The 13,143-nt window shown below is 68.6% G+C and carries 11 protein-coding genes and 1 tRNA gene; 4 read left to right on the plus strand and 8 right to left on the minus strand.

The window, feature by feature from the left end; translation table 11 throughout:
- Nucleotides 1–34 precede the first annotated feature (34 nt).
- The 6 genes from ACJH6H_RS24325 to ACJH6H_RS24350 all read right to left on the minus strand — a co-directional run bounded on the left by ACJH6H_RS24325 (nucleotide 35) and on the right by ACJH6H_RS24350 (nucleotide 4,560).
- Entirely contained in the window at nucleotides 35–904 is an 870-nt protein-coding gene (locus ACJH6H_RS24325; protein WP_346416164.1) for an oxidoreductase, read from the minus strand.
- Nucleotides 905–928: 24 nt separating this feature from the next.
- Nucleotides 929–1,582 (minus strand): LpqN/LpqT family lipoprotein, encoded by a 654-nt coding sequence (locus tag ACJH6H_RS24330; protein WP_406775974.1) that lies wholly within the window; start codon nucleotides 1,580–1,582, stop codon nucleotides 929–931.
- 2 nt (nucleotides 1,583–1,584) lie between these two features.
- A complete protein-coding gene (arsC, locus tag ACJH6H_RS24335; protein WP_318986725.1) occupies nucleotides 1,585–1,923 on the minus strand; it encodes an arsenate reductase (glutaredoxin) in 339 nt (112 codons plus the stop codon).
- Nucleotides 1,924–2,904 (minus strand): ribose-phosphate diphosphokinase, encoded by a 981-nt coding sequence (locus ACJH6H_RS24340; protein ID WP_318986724.1) that lies wholly within the window; start codon nucleotides 2,902–2,904, stop codon nucleotides 1,924–1,926.
- Nucleotides 2,905–3,007: 103 nt separating this feature from the next.
- Nucleotides 3,008–4,450: a bifunctional UDP-N-acetylglucosamine diphosphorylase/glucosamine-1-phosphate N-acetyltransferase GlmU gene (glmU, locus tag ACJH6H_RS24345; protein ID WP_406775969.1), complete on the minus strand. Its 1,443-nt coding sequence runs from the start codon at nucleotides 4,448–4,450 to the stop codon at nucleotides 3,008–3,010.
- Nucleotides 4,451–4,488: 38 nt separating this feature from the next.
- Nucleotides 4,489–4,560, minus strand: a tRNA-Gln gene (locus tag ACJH6H_RS24350).
- An 85-nt stretch (nucleotides 4,561–4,645) separates the two neighbouring features.
- Between ACJH6H_RS24350 and ACJH6H_RS24355 the strand changes: the two genes are divergently transcribed.
- Complete coding sequence (locus tag ACJH6H_RS24355; protein ID WP_064983424.1) at nucleotides 4,646–5,239, plus strand: TetR/AcrR family transcriptional regulator; 594 nt, start codon at nucleotides 4,646–4,648, stop codon at nucleotides 5,237–5,239.
- A 79-nt stretch (nucleotides 5,240–5,318) separates the two neighbouring features.
- On the opposite strand, the gene ACJH6H_RS24360 is transcribed toward ACJH6H_RS24355, so the two are convergent.
- Nucleotides 5,319–6,566 carry a diaminopimelate decarboxylase family protein gene (locus ACJH6H_RS24360; protein ID WP_406775970.1) on the minus strand — a complete coding sequence of 416 codons (1,248 nt, stop codon included), beginning with the start codon at nucleotides 6,564–6,566 and terminating at the stop codon, nucleotides 5,319–5,321.
- Nucleotides 6,567–6,673: 107 nt separating this feature from the next.
- On the opposite strand from ACJH6H_RS24360, the gene mfd reads away from it, so the two are divergent.
- Nucleotides 6,674–10,324, plus strand: coding sequence for a transcription-repair coupling factor (mfd, locus tag ACJH6H_RS24365; protein WP_406775971.1), 3,651 nt, complete (start codon nucleotides 6,674–6,676; stop codon nucleotides 10,322–10,324).
- A complete protein-coding gene (locus tag ACJH6H_RS24370) occupies nucleotides 10,321–11,268 on the plus strand; it encodes a nucleoside triphosphate pyrophosphohydrolase (protein WP_318986718.1) in 948 nt (315 codons plus the stop codon). The genes mfd and ACJH6H_RS24370 overlap by 4 nt, the downstream gene beginning before the upstream one ends.
- On the opposite strand, the gene ACJH6H_RS24375 is transcribed toward ACJH6H_RS24370, so the two are convergent.
- A complete protein-coding gene (locus tag ACJH6H_RS24375; protein WP_318986717.1) occupies nucleotides 11,256–11,948 on the minus strand; it encodes an alpha/beta hydrolase in 693 nt (230 codons plus the stop codon). The genes ACJH6H_RS24370 and ACJH6H_RS24375 overlap by 13 nt on opposite strands.
- Before the next feature lie 34 nt (nucleotides 11,949–11,982).
- Here ACJH6H_RS24375 and ACJH6H_RS24380 point away from each other — a divergent pair, with 34 nt between their 5' ends.
- Nucleotides 11,983–12,996, plus strand: a complete 1,014-nt coding sequence (locus ACJH6H_RS24380; protein ID WP_406775972.1) for a cupin domain-containing protein — start codon at nucleotides 11,983–11,985, stop codon at nucleotides 12,994–12,996.
- The last annotated feature ends 147 nt before the right edge of the window (nucleotides 12,997–13,143 follow it).

A 13,143-nucleotide genomic window follows, 5' to 3' on the forward strand; every position in this document is an offset into this window, starting at 1 on the left:
CCGTGATCGTGAGCCAGACTAGCGGAAACGCCCCTTACAGCGGAAATTCAGTGGCAGTGAGCTGGGCAGACAGGTCCCAGAGCGCCGTCGCGGTGCGCGCCGAACGGGCGGCCGGCTTGATCAGCTGGGTGGGGCCGGTCGGCCCGCGGAAGCCGAATTTCGGGCCGACGAACGTGTTGCCCGGCAGGTCCTGCGACGCCGCGAACAGCGTCTGGCGCGCACCGAAGGACGCGTCGGTGGCGATCTTGTTGGCGGCGAGCCAGAACTTGTCGCCGAACTCATTGCCGGTGTGGCCCTGCAGGTTGGTGGCCGAGTAGCCCGGGTGCGCGGCCAGCGCCCGGACGGGCGAGCCCGCGATCGACAGCCGGCGCTGCAGGTCTTTGGTGAACAGCAGATTCGCCAGCTTCGACTGCCCATACGCCAGCCAGGCCGAGTACGGCCGCGACTTCCAGTTCAGGTCTTTGAGGCTGATGTAGCCCAGCAGGTGCAGCTCGGACGACACCGTGACGACGCGGTCGGTGATCTTGGGCAGCAGCAGGTTGGTCAGGGCGAAGTGGCCCAGGTGGTTGGTGCCGATCTGGCTCTCGAAACCGTCCTCGGTCACCGAGAAGGGCACCGCCATGATGCCGGCGTTGTTGATCAGGACATCGACCTTGTCGACCCCGGCGGCGAACTCACGCACCGAGGCCAGGCTCTGCAGATCGAGCGGACGGACCTCGACGTCGCCGGTCATGCCCGCGGCCGCGGCGTCGCCTTTGGCGGTGTTGCGGCAGGCCAGGATGACCTTGGCGCCCACGCCGGCCAGCTCACGGGCGGTGACCTCGCCGAGGCCACTGTTGGCCCCGGTGACGATGACGGTGCGGCCGGCGAAGGAAGGAAGGTCCGCGGCGGTCCATTCGCTCATGACGGCGAGCTTAGTGCGGCGCCGCTACTTCGGTCCGACGGAGAAGCCCTTGATGATCGTCTCGATGTCGCCGGCCTGCTCCTTGGCCTGTTCGGCGTACGTCGTGACGGTCAGCTGGATCAGGTAGTGGATGCCCGGGCGCGGCGGCGACGGCTGGGCGATCACGATCCGGTTGTACGACTGCATCCGGCGGTTGTGCAGGTCGTAGCTGCCCTCGATCATGGCCGACGGATAACCCTGGAAGTCCTCGCTCGAGCTGTAGAGCTTCTTGAAGTTCTCGGACAGCAGCGCGTCGGCGTCGGAGTGCTTGAGGGCGTCCTTGACGTCGAAGTCGCCGGACAGCTGGAACACCATCAGCATCGCCAGGGGATAGGTGTCGTTCTTGGCGATCGTCACGGTGCCGGGCGAGTAGTTGAGGTTCTTGTAGCCCGTCCAGCCCGGTGGCCGCGGCAGCGACACCTTGAGGTCGGTGAGCTGGTCCGGGACGACCTGCTTGCTCTGCACGCCGAGCTTGTTCAGGTAGTCGGGGAACGGGATCAGGCTGGCCTTGTCCACCGGAGTCGTGCTGGTGGTCGGCGTCGTCGACCAGATCGACTTGTAGTCAGGCGTTTTCGCGTCGCATGCGGCGAGGGTGAGAGCGGTCGCAATGGACAGCACCGCCCCACCGATCCGCTGCAGGATCACAGAATCTCGCGGACCGCGTCGATCGGGCGGGCCAGCCGGGTGCCCTTGTCGGTGACGACGAAGGGCCGCTCGATCAGGATCGGGTGCTCCGCCATGGCGTCGAGCAACTGCTCGTCGGTGGCCTCGGCCAGATTCAGCTCGGCGTAGAGGGCTTCGCGCTTGCGCACCGCGGTGCGCACGTCGATGCCCGCATCCTCGATCATCGCCGCGAGCTCGGCCCGGGACGGCGGCGTCTTCAGATACTGCACGACCTCGGGCTCAACGCCGTTCTCCCGCAACAGATCCAGCGTCTTGCGGGAGGTCGAGCACTTCGGGTTGTGGTAAATCCGGGCCATTTAGGCGGATCCGTCGAAAAGGCCGGTGACCGAGCCGTTTTCGAACACCGCGCGGATGGTCGAGGCCAGCAGCGGCGCGATCGACAGCACGGTCAGGGCGTCGAACTGCTTGTCCGGCGTGATGGGCAGCGTGTTGGTGACGATGACCTCGCGGGCGCCACAGTCGGCGAGACGCTGGGCTGCCGGGTCGGACAGCACGCCGTGCGTGGCGGCGATGATGACGTCCTTGGCGCCGTCTTCGCGCAGCAGCTTCACGGCGCCGGCGATGGTGCCACCGGTGTCGATCATGTCGTCGGTCAGGATGCAGGTCTTGCCCTTGACCTCACCGACGACGCGGTTGGCCTTGACCTGGTTGGGCACCAGCGGGTCGCGGGTCTTGTGGATGAAGGCCAGGGGCACGCCGCCCAGCGAGTCGGCCCACTTCTCGGCGACGCGCACGCGGCCGGAGTCGGGGGAGACCACGACGAGGTCGGAGTCGGAGTACTTGTCACCGATGTAGCCGCACAGCAGGGACTGGCCGCGCATGTGGTCGACGGGACCGTCGAAGAAGCCCTGAATCTGGTCGGTGTGCAGGTCGACCGAGACGATGCGGTCGGCGCCGGCGGTCTTGAGCAGGTCGGCGACCAGGCGGGCCGAGATGGGCTCGCGGCCGCGGTGCTTCTTGTCCTGGCGCGCGTACGGGTAGAACGGCAGGATCGCGGTGATCCGCTTGGCCGACCCGCGCTTGAGCGCGTCGATCATGATGAGCTGTTCCATCAGCCAGTGGTTCAGCGGCGCGGGGTGGCTCTGCAGCACGAAGGCGTCACTGCCGCGCACCGACTCGTCGAAACGGACGAAGATCTCGCCGTTCGCGAAGTCCCGGGATGTCTGCGGGGTGACCTCGACGCCGAGCTCTTTGGCCACCTGTTCGGCCAGTTCGGGGTGCGCGCGCCCCGAGAAGAGCATCAGATTTTTGCGGTTGTCGGTCCAGTCCGTGGCCACTGTGTGCTGCTTTCGCGGTGGGGGATCGATACGCGGTAATGGTACTTGCCGGTAACCCGGAACTGTTGCCGGGTTACCAGAACACCAACAACAAACATCGAGCTCAGCTCTCGCCGCGCGCTTTCCGGGCTGCGGCTGCGGCCTTCGAGTCGGGGCGTTTGCGCTCGACCCAGCCTTCGATGTTGCGCTGCTCACCCTTCGAGACGGCCAGCGCGCCGGGCGGCACGTCCTCGCGGACCACGGTGCCGGCGCCGGTGTAGGCGCCGTCGCCGACGGTCACGGGTGCGACGAACATGGTGTCCGAGCCCGTGCGCACGTGCGAACCGATGGTGGTGCGGTTCTTGTTCTCGCCGTCGTAGTTGACGAAGACGCTGGACGCGCCGATGTTGCTGTACTCGCCGATGTCGGCGTCCCCGACGTAGGTCAGGTGGGGCACCTTGGTGCCGGTGCCGATCTTCGAGTTCTTGACCTCGACGAACGCGCCCAGCTTGCCGTCGGCGCCCAGCTCGGTGCCGGGCCGCAGGTACGTGAACGGCCCGACGGTGGCGCCGGTGCCGATGACGGCCAGCTGCCCGTGGGTGCGGATCACCTCGGCGCCGTCACCGACCTCCATGTCGGTCAGTGTGGTGTCGGGGCCGATGACGCAGTTCGCGCCGACGTCGGTGGCGCCCAGCAGCTGGGTGCACTGCTTGACGACGGTGTCGCGGCCGATGCTCACGTCGACGTCGATCCAGGTGGTGGCTGGGTCGATGATCGTGACGCCGGCGCGCTGATGCCCGGCGATGATGCGGCGGTTCAGCTCGGCGGCCACCTCGGACAGTTGCACGCGGTCGTTGACACCGGAGACCTGCGCGCTGTCGTCGACGTGGTGGGCCCGGACGATCTGGCCGTCGCCGCGCACGATCGCGATGGCGTCGGTGAGGTAGAGCTCCTGTTGGGCGTTGTCCGAGCGCAGCCGGCTCAGTGCCGACCGCAGGGCTGCTGCGTCGAACGCGTACACCCCGGAGTTCACCTCGCGGATGGCGCGCTGGGATTCGGTGGCGTCGGCCTGCTCGACGATGCCGATCACCTCGTGGTCCTGTGTGCGCAGGATGCGGCCGTAGCCCGTCGGGTTGGTGACGGTGGTGGTCAGCACCGTGGCGGCCGCGGTGGCGGCGGCGTGGGTGTCGACGAGGTCGGCAAGGGTGTCGGCGCCGAGCAACGGCACATCACCCGCGGTGACGACGACGGTGCCGGCGAAGTCCTCGGGCAGTGCGGACAGCCCGCAGCTGACGGCGTGCCCGGTGCCGAGCTGTTGGTCCTGGATGGCGACGGTGACGCTGCGCCCGAGGCCGCCCGCGATCTCGTGCACATGGGCGGTGACGCGCTCGCGCTCCTTACCGACCACCACGACCAGGTGCGTCGGGTTGACCTTGGCCACGGCATGCAGCGCGTGCGCCAGCATGCTGCGGCCGGCCAGCGTATGCAGGACCTTCGGGATGTCGGAGCGCATCCGGGTGCCCGACCCAGCTGCCAGAACGATGACAGCGGCTTCGCCTCGAGTCACGTACGCCTCTCTCTACGCCGCATCGCGCTTTGAACTTGCTCCGTCGCCAGGACTCGAACCTGAACTATCTGAACCAAAATCAGAGGTGCTGCCGATTACACCACGACGGATTACTCGCCAGAGACTCTAGTGCAAGCGGATACGCTGGCGACCATGGCAGCGGCGGAGAACGGAGCGCGCGTCCCTCGTGCGCGCATGACCGGCAGTGAACGCCGTCAGCAGCTCATCGAGATCGCGAAGTCGCTTTTCGCCGAGCGCGGTTACGACGGCACGTCCATCGAGGAGATCGCGCAGCGCGCCAACGTCTCCAAGCCCGTCGTCTACGAGCATTTCGGCGGTAAGGAAGGCCTCTACGCCGTCGTCGTCGACCGCGAGATGTCGGCACTGCTCGACGGCATCACGTCGTCATTGACCAACAACCGGTCCCGGGTACGTGTCGAGCGGGTGGCGCTGGCCCTGTTGACCTACGTCGAGGAGCACACCGACGGCTTCCGGATCCTGATCCGCGACTCGCCCGCCACCATCACGGCCGGCACCTACGCGACGCTGCTCAATGACGCCGTCAACCAGGTGTCGTCGATCCTGGCCGGTGACTTCTCCCGGCGGGGGCTCGATCCGGAACTGGCGCCGCTGTACGCGCAGGCGCTGGTCGGTTCGGTGTCGATGACGGCCCAGTGGTGGCTGGATGTGCGGCAGCCCAAGAAGGAAGTGGTGGCCGCGCACGTGGTCAACCTGTGCTGGAACGGGCTGACGCACCTCGAGTCGGATCCCGAGCTGCACGAGAACTGAGCTGTAGCTCGCCCAACATGAGCTTGTGTGCGGGATTCGGCGCAGAGTTGGCACACAAGCTCATGCTCGGCGGACGGTCCTACCCGCAGTCGCGCAGCAGCAGGTCCGCGGTGGTCTCGCGGCGGATCAGTGCCCGGACCCGGCGGTCGCACACGGCGATGACCGGCGGCCGCGTCGTCATGGTGAAGTTCGACGCCATGCTGTGGTGGTAGGCGCCGGTGCACGCGGTGGCGAGCAGATCGCCGGGATGGACGTCGTCGGGCAGGTCGAGATCATCAGCGATGACGGAGCCGTCGCGGCCGACGACGGTGGACCGCCGCGTGGGCCCGAGTGGGTGCCGATTGGCAAGGGCGACAGTGTAATTCGCAACCGGCGCGGAATGCGGGTGGCTGCCGTCGACGGTGACGACGGCGCGGCCGTCGGTGCGGGCCGACACCGATTGCACGCGGTGCAGCGTCACGCCGGCGCGGCCGCTGATCGCCCGGCCGGGTTCGACGACGAGCCGGGGACGGGGGAACCGGTTGGCGGCGCACGCGGCGTCGAGGGCGTCTTCCAGGAAATCGGCCAGGGCCGGCACGTCGAGTTCGGGTTCCCCGGTGCGGTAGGCGATGGCGTGGCCGCCGCCGATGTTCAGTTCGGTGAGCACCACGCCGTGGGCGGCGCGCACATCGGTCATGGTGTCGACGAGGCCGCGGACGGCTTCGACGTAGACCTCCGGTTCGGCGATCTGCGTGCCGAGATTGCAGTACAGCCCGGCCAGCGGCAGTTGCGGGGTGGCCAGTGCGCGACGGACGGTCGGCAGCACGTCGACACCGGGCCGGACCTGCAGCAGCACGGCCTGCCGCCGGCGCGCGACGCCGGCCAGGTAGGCCATCTCGATGGGGCAGTCCAGCACGATGCGGCCGACGCCGGCGCCCGCGGCGGTGGCCAGTTCGTCGACCGACTTGCCGCTGCCGTGGACGACGATGCGCGCCGGGTCCATGCCGCCGGCCAGTGCCGTGGCCAGCTCGGCCGTCGAACACACCGCCATGCCGAGGCCGGCTTCGTGCACCCAACCGGCAACGGTCCTGGTCAGCAGGGACTGGGCGGCGTAGACGACCTCGACACCGCGCAGCGTGGCACGGTAGTGCTGCGCCCGCTTGCGGAAGTCGGCCTCATCCAGAACGTATGCGGGCGTGCCGAACTCGTCGGCCACGTCGGTGAGCGCGACCGACCCGACGCAGAGTCGGCCCAGGGCGTCGACCTGGGTGGTCAGCGGCCAGATGGCGGTGTCGATGCGCGGACGCATGGCGCCCCGCAGGGACGGCAGGATGTCGAGCAGTGTCATGGATCCACCCTGCGCCCCGAATCGGCCGCTGAGCGCCGCGTTGACGATCCCTTGACGGGACGGTGCCCAATATTGACGAAGTCCTGCGAACTACAATCAGAGGCATCATGACCTCCCCGGGGCAGCAATCGATCCAAACCCCGTTGGCGGGGCTCGTCCAACTCGCACTCACCGATCCTGGCCTGCAGGAACTGACGCGGCAGGCCGCTGACGGTGTCGCCGAGCAGGCTCTGGTGGGCCCGGTCAGCGCACGGCTCCCGGTCGCGGCCGCGCTCGCCGCCGCGGGCCCGGTGCTCGTCGTCACGGCCACCGGTCGCGAGGCCGACGATCTCACCGCCGAACTGCGGGCCGTCCACGGCGACGCCGTGGCGTTGTTCCCGTCGTGGGAGACGCTGCCGCACGAGCGGCTCTCGCCCGGCGTCGACACCGTGGGTGCCCGGTTGACGGTGCTGCGCCGGTTGGCGCTGCCTGATGACGCCCGCCTCGGGCCGCCGCTGCGCGTGGTGGTCACCACGGCCCGGTCGCTGCTGCAGCCGCTGGCCGGCGGCGTGACCGACGCCGAACCCGTGACGCTGACCGTCGGCGGCGAGGCCGACTTCGACGACACCGTCGCGCGGCTGGTCGAGCTGGCCTACACGCGCGTCGACATGGTGGGCAAGCGCGGCGAATTCGCGGTCCGCGGAGGCATTCTCGACGTTTTCACCCCTACTGCCGAGCACCCCGTGCGCGTCGAGTTCTGGGGCGACGAGGTCACCGAGATGCGGATGTTCTCGGTGGCCGACCAGCGGTCCATTCCCGAGATCGCCGTCGACACCGTGATCGCGATGCCGTGCCGTGAACTGCTGCTGACCGCGGACGTCCGCGAACGCGCCGCCGAGATCGGCGCGGGCCTGCCCAGTAGCGACAACCAGGTGACCGGCAGCGTCGCCGACATGATGGCCAAGCTCGCCGAAGGCATTCCGGTCGACGGCATGGAGGCGCTGCTGCCGGTGTTGCGCCCCGGCGAACTGGCGCTGCTCACCGACCGGCTCCCGGCCGGTGCGCCGCTGCTGATCTGTGATCCGGAGAAGGTGCGGACCCGCGCCGCCGACCTGATCAAGACCGGCCGCGAGTTCCTGGAGGCCTCGTGGTCGGTGGCCGCCGTGGGCGGCGACGCGCCGATCGACATCGAGCAGCTCGGTGGTTCGGGTTTCCGGGACTTCGTGGAGGTCCGTGAATCCGCGGCCGCCGGCGGCCACCCATGGTGGACGCTGAGCCAGCTGGCCAACGAGTCGGCGCGGGAGCTCGACATCCGGCCGGCGCCGTCGGCGCGCAGCCAGCAGAGCCTCGAAGAGATCTTCGCGATGCTGCGGGCGCACATCGCCACCGGCGGGCTCGCCGCGGTGGTGACGCCGGGCACCGGTACCGCGCACCGCGTGGTCGAGCAACTCGGCGAATCCGACGTCGCCGCAACGATGTTGGAGCCCGGCGAGGTGCCCAAGTCCGGTGTCGTCGGTGTGCTCAAGGGGCCGCTGCACGACGGTCTGGTGCTGGCCGGCGTCAACCTCGTGATCATCACCGAGACCGATCTGACGGGTAACCGGGCCGGGGTCACCGAGGGCAAAAGGCTTGCCGCCAAACGGCGCAACGTCGTCGACCCGCTGGCGTTGACGGCCGGCGACCTGGTGGTGCATGACCAGCACGGCATCGGCAAGTTCGTCGAGATGACCGAGCGTGTGGTCGGCGGCGCCCGGCGCGAGTACCTGGTGCTCGAGTACGCGTCGGCCAAACGCGGCGGTGGGTCCGACCGGCTGTACGTGCCGATGGATTCGCTGGACCAGCTGTCCCGCTACGTCGGCGGCACCGAGCCCACGCTGAGCCGGCTCGGCGGCAGCGACTGGACCAACACGAAGACCAAGGCGCGCAAGGCAGTTCGCGAGATCGCCGGCGAGCTGGTGTCTCTGTACGCCAAGCGACAGTCCGCGCCGGGGCATGCCTTCGCGCCGGACACCCCGTGGCAGGCCGAGATGGAAGACGCGTTCGGCTTCACCGAGACCATGGACCAGTTGACCGCCATCACCGAGGTCAAGGCCGACATGGAGAAGCCGGTCCCGATGGACCGGGTCATCTGCGGTGACGTCGGCTACGGCAAGACCGAGATCGCGGTCCGCGCGGCGTTCAAGGCCGTGCAGGACGGCAAGCAGGTCGCGGTCTTGGTGCCGACGACGCTGCTGGCCGACCAGCACCTGCAGACCTTCACCGCGCGCATGGCGGGCTTCCCGGTGACGGTCAAGGGCCTGTCCCGGTTCACCGATCCGGCCGAATCCCGTTTGGTGGTCGAGGGTTTGAAGGACGGCTCGGTCGACGTGGTGATCGGCACGCACCGACTGCTGGCGACCGGCGTGACGTGGAAAGATCTGGGTCTGGTGATCGTCGACGAGGAACAGCGGTTCGGCGTCGAGCACAAGGAGCACATCAAGTCGATGCGCACCCACGTCGACGTGCTGACCATGAGCGCCACCCCGATCCCGCGCACGCTGGAGATGAGCCTCGCGGGTATCCGGGAGATGTCGACGATCCTGACGCCGCCCGAGGAACGCTTCCCGGTGCTGACTTACGTCGGGCCGCATGACGACAAGCAGGTCGCCGCGGCGCTGCGACGCGAGCTGCTGCGGGACGGGCAGGCGTTCTATATCCACAACCGGGTGAAGTCGATCGACAACGCGGCCGCGCGGGTGCGGGCGATGGTGCCCGAGGCGCGGGTGGTCGTGGCGCACGGGCAGATGCCCGAGGAAATGCTGGAGAAGACCGTCGAGGGCTTCTGGAACCGCGAGTACGACATCCTGGTGTGCACCACGATTGTCGAGACGGGCCTTGACATTTCGAACGCCAACACGCTGATCGTGGAGCGCGCCGACACCTTCGGCCTGTCGCAGCTGCACCAGCTGCGGGGCCGCGTGGGCCGCAGCCGCGAACGCGGCTACGCGTACTTCCTGTATCCGCCCGAGGTTCCGCTCACCGAGACCGCGCACGACCGGCTGGCGACCATCGCCCAGAACAACGATCTGGGCGCCGGTATGGCGGTGGCGATGAAGGACCTCGAGATCCGTGGTGCCGGCAACGTGCTCGGTGTCGAACAGTCCGGGCACGTCGCGGGCGTCGGCTTCGACCTGTACGTCCGGCTGGTCGGTGAGGCCGTCGAGGCCTACCGGGCCGCCGTGGACGGCAAAACCATTGCGGCCGTGGAGGAACCGAAGGAGGTGCGGGTCGACCTGCCGATCGACGCCCACCTGCCGCCGGACTACATCGGCAGCGACCGGCTGCGGCTCGAGGCCTACCGCCGGTTGGCCGCGGCGTCCGACCACGCGGCGGTGGCGTCGGTGGTCGAGGAGTTGGTGGACCGCTACGGACCACTGCCCGAACCCGCGCAGCGCCTCGTCGCGGTGGCGCGCCTGCGGCTGCTGTGCCGCGAGTACGGCGTCACCGAAGTGAGCGCGATCTCGGACTCGACCATCCGGCTGACGCCGCTGACGCTCATGGACTCGGGGCAGCTGCGCCTCAAGCGGATGTATCCCGGCGCGACGTACCGGGCCACCACGTCGACGGTGCAGATCCCGATCCCACGGGCCGGCGCCGGGGTTGGCGCACCCCGCATCCGGGACCTGGAGCTGGCCCGCGCGGTGGCGGGTTTGCTGCTGGTGCTCGACGGGAAAGCGGCAGGTGAAGTTGATATCACCGATCTGGGAGGTAGCGCGGTGGCAGAGGCGGATCGCACATGACGGTCGTCCTGGTCGATCCGCGCCGCCCCTCGCTGATGCCGATCGACGCGCTCGTGCTGCTCACCGGCGACGTGCAGTACACCGAGGAACTGCCGGTCAAGGTGCCGTGGTCGTTGCCGTCGGGCCGGCCGGCGTACGGCGACGCCGACAATCCGGCACCCGTGCTGTTGTCGTCCGATCCGGAGCATCCGCAGGTGCGGGCCCGGCTCGCGGCCGGTGAGAAGCTGATCGCAGCGGACAGTTCGCAGCCGGGCGAGCGGCTCATCGACGCCGTCACGATGATGGACAAGCTGCGCACCAACGGCCCGTGGGAGAGCGAGCAGACGCACGACTCGCTGCGCCGGTATCTGCTGGAGGAGACCTACGAGCTGTTCGACGCGGTGCGGGGCGGCAACGCCGACGACGTCCGCGAGGAACTCGGGGATGTGTTGCTGCAGGTGCTGTTTCACGCCCGCATTGCCGAAGACGCGCCCCTGCATCCGTTCGGCATCGATGACGTGGCCGACACCCTGATCCGCAAGCTCGGCAACCGCGTGCCGGCAGTGCTTGCCGGACAAGAGATCTCGCTGGAAGACCAGATTGCGCAATGGGAGGAGCGCAAAGCGCTCGAGAAGGCTGCGCGGACGTCGTGCATGGACGAGGTGCCGACGGCACTGCCGGCGCTGGCCCTGGCGCAGAAGCTGATCGAACGGGCCGGCACGGCCGGTCTGCCGTCCGATCTGCTTCCGGCCGGACTCACCTCGGTGACCCTGGCACCTGACTTCGACGCCGAGAGTGCCTTGCGCACAGTGGCTCTCGAATTCATCGATACCGTGCGGGAGGCCGAGCGCCGCATCGTCGCCGCCCGCCGCGGCGACGAAGTGGCGGTGGAGTTGGACGCGGCACCGCTGGGTGCTGTGTCAGAGGATGAGTGGCGGGAGCACTGGCCGGTTCAGGTCGACTGAGTCGCGGCCTCGTCGATCAGGTCGGCCACGGCCGCCGCCTGTGAAGCCAGCGACGCGTGGCTGGCGTCCAGTTCGATGATCTTGCGCGGGTTCATGCGCTCCGCCATGCGGCGTTCGTTGTCGGGGTGGATCATGCGGTCCTGTGTGGACACCTGATACCACGACGGCTTGACCCGCCAGGCCGGCACCGTCACCGTGTCACCGAAAGTCGATGCCAGCGGGGCCTTTTGGGTGACGGCCATGACGAGCGCGTCATCGGGCGACAGGTCCTGGCAGAAGCTCTCGTGGAACTTGTCCTGGAGGACCCAGAGGTAGCCGTCCGAATCGGGTGCGAGGTTGGCCGCCGCTGCGGGCGGCATCTCCTGGGTGATCCCGCCGGGGCTCTCCCCGGCGTCGGGTGCGAAGGCCGCGATATAGACCAGGGCCTTCACATTGGGCAGGTCTCCGGCTTCGGTGATGACGGCCCCGCCGTACGAGTGCCCGACCAGGACGACGGGACCGTCGACCTGACTGACCATCTTGCGGGTGCGCTCGGCATCGTCGGCCAGCGACGTCAGCGGGTTCTCCACCGCGCGCAGCGACGGGTAGCCACGCCGGTTCAGTTCGACGATCACGTTGGCCCAGTGGGCGGCACCGCCCCAGAATCCGTGGACCAGGACGACTGTTGGTTTTTCGGTCATGCGGTGACAGTATTTGGACGATGAGGCAAGTTCAATGACTGATCAGGCGCCAAACTTTGCCGATTCACCGCCACCTGTGTCCGATGCGTTCTCCGAGATCCTCGACACCGTGCGCCTGCGCGGTCAGCACGTCGCCCGTTATGCGCCCCGCTGCGTGCCGTTCACCATCGCGATGCCGGGGCAACGCCTCCTGCACATCGTCGAGCACGGCGACGTCCGGCTCCGGGTGCGCGGCGGCGGGCCGGCGATCACGCTGCGCGGTGGCGACCTGGTGCTCCTGGCCCGCGGTGACCGGCACCAGCTGCAGGCGGGGCCCGACGTACCGGTCCGCGAGATCGTCGACGCTGACCGCTACACCGACGAAGATGAACTCCCGCAACAGGATTCGCCGCGCTGGGTGACCGGGACGTTCGCGGTCGACGACGCCGTCGCCGATCCGCTGTTGTCGGTGCTGCCCCCGGCCATCGTGGTGCCCGGTGGCGGGGTGGATCGGGAGTGGCTGGAGGTCAGCCTGCGGCTGCTGGTGGCAGAGGTCGCGGCGCCGCGGCCCGGATCGGCGGTGATGATCTCGCGCATCCTGGACCTGCTGTTCATCCACACGTTGCGGGCCTGGTCGCGCGACACGGCCGCGCCGTCGGGCTGGCTGACTGCCGCGTTGGATCCGCTACTGGGTCAAGTGCTTTCGGCCGTTCACCAGGATTTGGCACGGCCGTGGTCGGTCGCCGAACTCGCTCAGATGGCCAACCTGTCGCGGACCGCGTTCGCCGAGCGGTTCACCCGGCTGCTGGGGTGTCCGCCCGCCGGCTACCTCATCGACCGCCGGCTCGACCGGGCGGCGCAGTTGTTGCGGACGGATACCGCGTCGGTCGCTGCGATCGCCGCGGCAGTGGGCTATTCCTCCGAAGCCGGTTTCAGCCGGGCATTCAGCCGTCGGTTCGGGGCCCCGCCGCTGCGCTGGCGGAACACCGTGGGCCGCGCGGACCGACGAGTCGGCATATTCGTCACTCCCGTTGCCACGGGAGCTTCGGCGAGCCTGACCGCAGGGTGATTTTCGAGCTGGATTTCCGCCGTCAGGTCAGTCTCGCGTGATGCGACGGCGCCGTACCGCTTGAACGCAAGAGCAATTGTCAATACCTGTGGATCGGGGTGTTTCAGGCGACCTCCGTTTCGGTGTGTTGATCGCCGTCTGACGGTG

The sequence above is a fragment of the Mycobacterium sp. SMC-21 genome, assembly GCF_045310825.1.
GTDB lineage: Bacteria > Actinomycetota > Actinomycetes > Mycobacteriales > Mycobacteriaceae > Mycobacterium.

What these genes read in the sequence shown, in the direction of transcription:
- mfd (WP_406775971.1), top strand. Translation starts at nt 6,674, where the DNA reads ATGACCTCCCCGGGGCAGCAATCGATCCAAACCCCGTTGGCGGGGCTC.
- ACJH6H_RS24360 (WP_406775970.1), bottom strand. Translation starts at nt 6,566, where the DNA reads ATGACACTGCTCGACATCCTGCCGTCCCTGCGGGGCGCCATGCGTCCG.
- arsC (WP_318986725.1), bottom strand. Translation starts at nt 1,923, where the DNA reads ATGGCCCGGATTTACCACAACCCGAAGTGCTCGACCTCCCGCAAGACG.
- ACJH6H_RS24375 (WP_318986717.1), bottom strand. Translation starts at nt 11,948, where the DNA reads ATGACCGAAAAACCAACAGTCGTCCTGGTCCACGGATTCTGGGGCGGT.
- ACJH6H_RS24355 (WP_064983424.1), top strand. Translation starts at nt 4,646, where the DNA reads ATGACCGGCAGTGAACGCCGTCAGCAGCTCATCGAGATCGCGAAGTCG.
- ACJH6H_RS24325 (WP_346416164.1), bottom strand. Translation starts at nt 904, where the DNA reads ATGAGCGAATGGACCGCCGCGGACCTTCCTTCCTTCGCCGGCCGCACC.
- ACJH6H_RS24370 (WP_318986718.1), top strand. Translation starts at nt 10,321, where the DNA reads ATGACGGTCGTCCTGGTCGATCCGCGCCGCCCCTCGCTGATGCCGATC.
- ACJH6H_RS24380 (WP_406775972.1), top strand. Translation starts at nt 11,983, where the DNA reads ATGACTGATCAGGCGCCAAACTTTGCCGATTCACCGCCACCTGTGTCC.